This is a genomic window from Wenzhouxiangella sediminis (genome assembly GCF_003410055.1).
Taxonomy (GTDB): Bacteria; Pseudomonadota; Gammaproteobacteria; order Xanthomonadales; family Wenzhouxiangellaceae; genus Wenzhouxiangella; species Wenzhouxiangella sediminis.
The window spans coordinates 1-2,745 of the sequence record NZ_QUZK01000028.1; the positions used below are offsets into that span (position 1 = coordinate 1).

A 2,745-nucleotide genomic window follows, 5' to 3' on the forward strand; every position below is an offset into this window, starting at 1 on the left:
TCGGTTGGCGCCTTCGGTGGGGAGGTCCCGGCTCGGGGGCCGGGACGACGCTTTGCGTCGGTTGGGGTTCCGGAAAGAATGGGCTCGGGTGGCAGTTCGGGGGATCGGTGGGCGGCTTTGCCGCGATGGGTGTGGTGGCTCGGTTGGGTTGGTTGATGCGTTTTACGCATCCTACGGTTTGGTTGGCGCCTTCGGTGGGGAGGTCCCGGATCGGAGTCCGGGACGACGCTGCGCGTCGGCTTGCGGGGGTCGGGAAGGCGGGTGGAATGAACGGGTTTTGTATATTATGGTCATATACAAATGATGGACTGGAGTCGGGTCAAGGGATTTGACTGGGATGCCGGTAATGCCCGCAAGAATGCGGACAAGCACGGCGTTTCGCAGTCCGAGGCCGAGCAGGTGTTTTTCTGTCAGCCTTTGTTGATTGCCTCGGACGCCCGACACAGTGAACAGGAGCCGCGCTGGCATGCGCTTGGGAAGACGCTGGATCAGCGGTTCTTGCATGTAACCTTCACCCTTCGCGAACAAGGCGCCTTGATTCGCGTGATTTCGGCGCGGCCGATGCACCGGAAGGAGAGACAGCACTATGCCAAGGCACAACAAGCCCCTACCAGAATTCAAGACGGAAGCTGAGGAGCGAGCTTTCTGGGAGTCGCACGACTCCAGCGAGTACGTGGACTGGGGCCAGGCGCAATCGGTGCGCATGCCCAACCTGAAGCCTTCGACCAAGACGATTTCACTTCGGCTGCCCGAATCGCTGCTCGAGCGCATCAAGATCGAGGCCAACAAGCGGGATATGCCCTATCAGAGCTTGATCAAGGCGTGGTTGGCGGAGGATGTTGATCGGAAGTCTTGAAGAAGGGTTCAGGTTTCTGGAAAACAAGCGACTTCGTCGCCCCGGCCTTGAGCCGGGGCCTTCCATCGGTTGGTGGCTCCGGTGGGGAGGTCCCGGATCGGAGTCCGGGACGACGCTTCGCGTCGGCTTGCGGGGGCCGGGACGGCGCTATGCGTCGGCTTCCGAGGGGATGGGGACGAAGCCGGTTTTGAGGCCGAAGATTTCGGCGATGTTGTTCAGCGTGGCGACGGTGGGGTTGGCTTTGCCGGATTCGATCTGGCGCAGGGCCTGGACGCTGATGCCGCGGTGACGGGCGAAGTCGGGTTGCGTCAGGCCGCTGATGTGGCGCATTCGGCGCACGGCGTCACCGATTTCGACGCTGCCGTTGGCAAGGTCTCGACGCAGTTCGCGCAATTGCTCGCGCGCTTGCTGCGGGTCCGGTCTTGCGGGGTTTCTGGGCATCTCAGTTCAGCCTGGCCAGCGACTCGGCCTGGGCGTCGATTGACCTTTGGCAGGCCTGGATGATTTCGCGGTCGACGCCGGCATCGGCGGCTCGTTCGGGCAGCTGGCCGACGGTTTCGGAAAAGGCCCGCAGCGATTCCTGCAGGAACCGGCGCTCGCCATCGTCCACGGTCAGTGCCGCCAGTATGGCCGGCCAGTCGCGCAGATTGCGCCCTTCCCCGTCCACCCAGTGCAGTGCCCGCGGGATGAGCTCGGGGTCGCGGAACATGGGCGCGAAGTCGAACAGGGGGCTGAGGCCGATGGCGCCGTCGGCGCGGCGCTGGACGGCGTGGTTGCGCGCGTGGTTGTCGGTATTGCGCAGGGCGCGGTTGAGCACGTCGCGCTTGAGAAACTCCAGCGTGTCGACCTGCGGATCGTCGCTGTAGCGCCGCAAGGCGTCCAGCAGGCGGTTGAGTGTCGTCGGCACGCCCAGGCCCTGCAAGCCGGCGAGGCTGGCCAGGCTTTCCTGGGCCAGTCGCCGGACACCGGCCTCGGTGACCTGTCGATCGAAACGGGGCAGCAGCAGCCAGCGGCCGTGGTGCTCGATCTGGTCGGGCCGGTGCACGGTCAGCCCGCAGTCGGCGGCCAGGCGCAGGTAGGCGGCTTCGTTTTGGAGGATCAGCTCGTCGTCGCGGTGACGGCCGCGCGCGCCCTTGACCAGCCAGTGGGAACGCGCCCGGGCGTCGTCCAGGGCCAGGTCGGGATGCATCCGCCCGGCTTCATCCATGGCCAGCAGGAATTTCGGCGCCTGGCCCTGAACCCCGGTGGTGCCGGAGGCCAGCATGGAATGCGTGGCCAGGTATTCCACCACCGTTTCGTGGCGTTCGGCCAGCTCGGCAAAGCTGAAGCCGGCTTCGGCGCCTGCCGGCGGCGGGTTGCGGCGGGCGTGGTCGGCCTGGAATGCAACCGCCTGGTCGATTCTCAGCGCGCCGATGGGGTTGAAGGCGCCGTGCAGCAACAGCGGAAGCGCCAGGCCGTCATGATCGCGCAGGTCGAGCAGGCCCGTGAGCAAGCGGCGGCCCTGCCCTTGCGGCACCAGGTCGTAGAGGAAGGCCGGCATCCTCGGCCGGGGGGCTTCGCCCAGGTCAGTGTCCAGGCGCACGGGCATGGTCAGTGAAACCGGCCAGGGGTCGTCCTCACCGAACACGTAGTCGGGCAGGTATTCCACCCGCGCGTGCTCGTCACCCAGCGGCTCGATGCGCGCGGCCGGTATCCAGCGGCCGTGGCGGTGGAGTTCGATGATGGGGTCGTTGGGCATGGGGTGATGATAGCATCTATTTTGATAGGTAAATAGTGGCCGAAAGCTTATCTATTTGCTATTTTGATGGGCATTTTGGGTTGGGGGAAGGTTTCAGGTTTCAGGTTTCAGGTTTCAGGTTTCAGGTTTCAGGTTTCAGGTTTCAGGTTTC

General features: G+C 64.6%; 4 protein-coding genes. 2 read left to right on the forward strand and 2 right to left on the reverse strand.

Annotation, left to right across the window (positions count from 1 at the left end):
• Window positions 1–300: 300 nt before the first annotated feature.
• Both DZC52_RS06340 and DZC52_RS06345 read left to right on the forward strand, forming a co-directional pair.
• Entirely contained in the window at window positions 301–633 is a 333-nt protein-coding gene (locus tag DZC52_RS06340) for a BrnT family toxin (RefSeq protein ID WP_116650291.1), read from the forward strand.
• Window positions 587–856, forward strand: a complete 270-nt coding sequence (locus DZC52_RS06345; RefSeq protein WP_116650292.1) for a BrnA antitoxin family protein — start codon at window positions 587–589, stop codon at window positions 854–856. Before DZC52_RS06340 ends, DZC52_RS06345 begins: the two co-directional genes overlap by 47 nt.
• A 147-nt stretch (window positions 857–1,003) precedes the next feature.
• Here DZC52_RS06345 and DZC52_RS06350 read toward each other — a convergent pair whose 3' ends face one another.
• Both DZC52_RS06350 and DZC52_RS06355 read right to left on the reverse strand, forming a co-directional pair.
• Window positions 1,004–1,297, reverse strand: a complete 294-nt coding sequence (locus DZC52_RS06350) for a helix-turn-helix domain-containing protein (RefSeq protein ID WP_116650293.1) — start codon at window positions 1,295–1,297, stop codon at window positions 1,004–1,006.
• Between the two features lies 1 nt (window position 1,298).
• The gene (locus DZC52_RS06355) at window positions 1,299–2,594 is read right to left on the reverse strand and encodes a type II toxin-antitoxin system HipA family toxin (protein WP_116650294.1); all 1,296 of its coding nucleotides are present in this window, start codon (window positions 2,592–2,594) and stop codon (window positions 1,299–1,301) included.
• Between the last annotated feature and the right edge of the window lie 151 nt (window positions 2,595–2,745).

Bases quoted from the DNA above. Each gene is read 5' to 3' on its own strand.
- DZC52_RS06355 (WP_116650294.1), bottom strand. From the start codon at position 2,594: ATGCCCAACGACCCCATCATCGAACTCCACCGCCACGGCCGCTGGATA.
- DZC52_RS06340 (WP_116650291.1), top strand. From the start codon at position 301: ATGATGGACTGGAGTCGGGTCAAGGGATTTGACTGGGATGCCGGTAAT.
- DZC52_RS06345 (WP_116650292.1), top strand. From the start codon at position 587: ATGCCAAGGCACAACAAGCCCCTACCAGAATTCAAGACGGAAGCTGAG.
- DZC52_RS06350 (WP_116650293.1), bottom strand. From the start codon at position 1,297: ATGCCCAGAAACCCCGCAAGACCGGACCCGCAGCAAGCGCGCGAGCAA.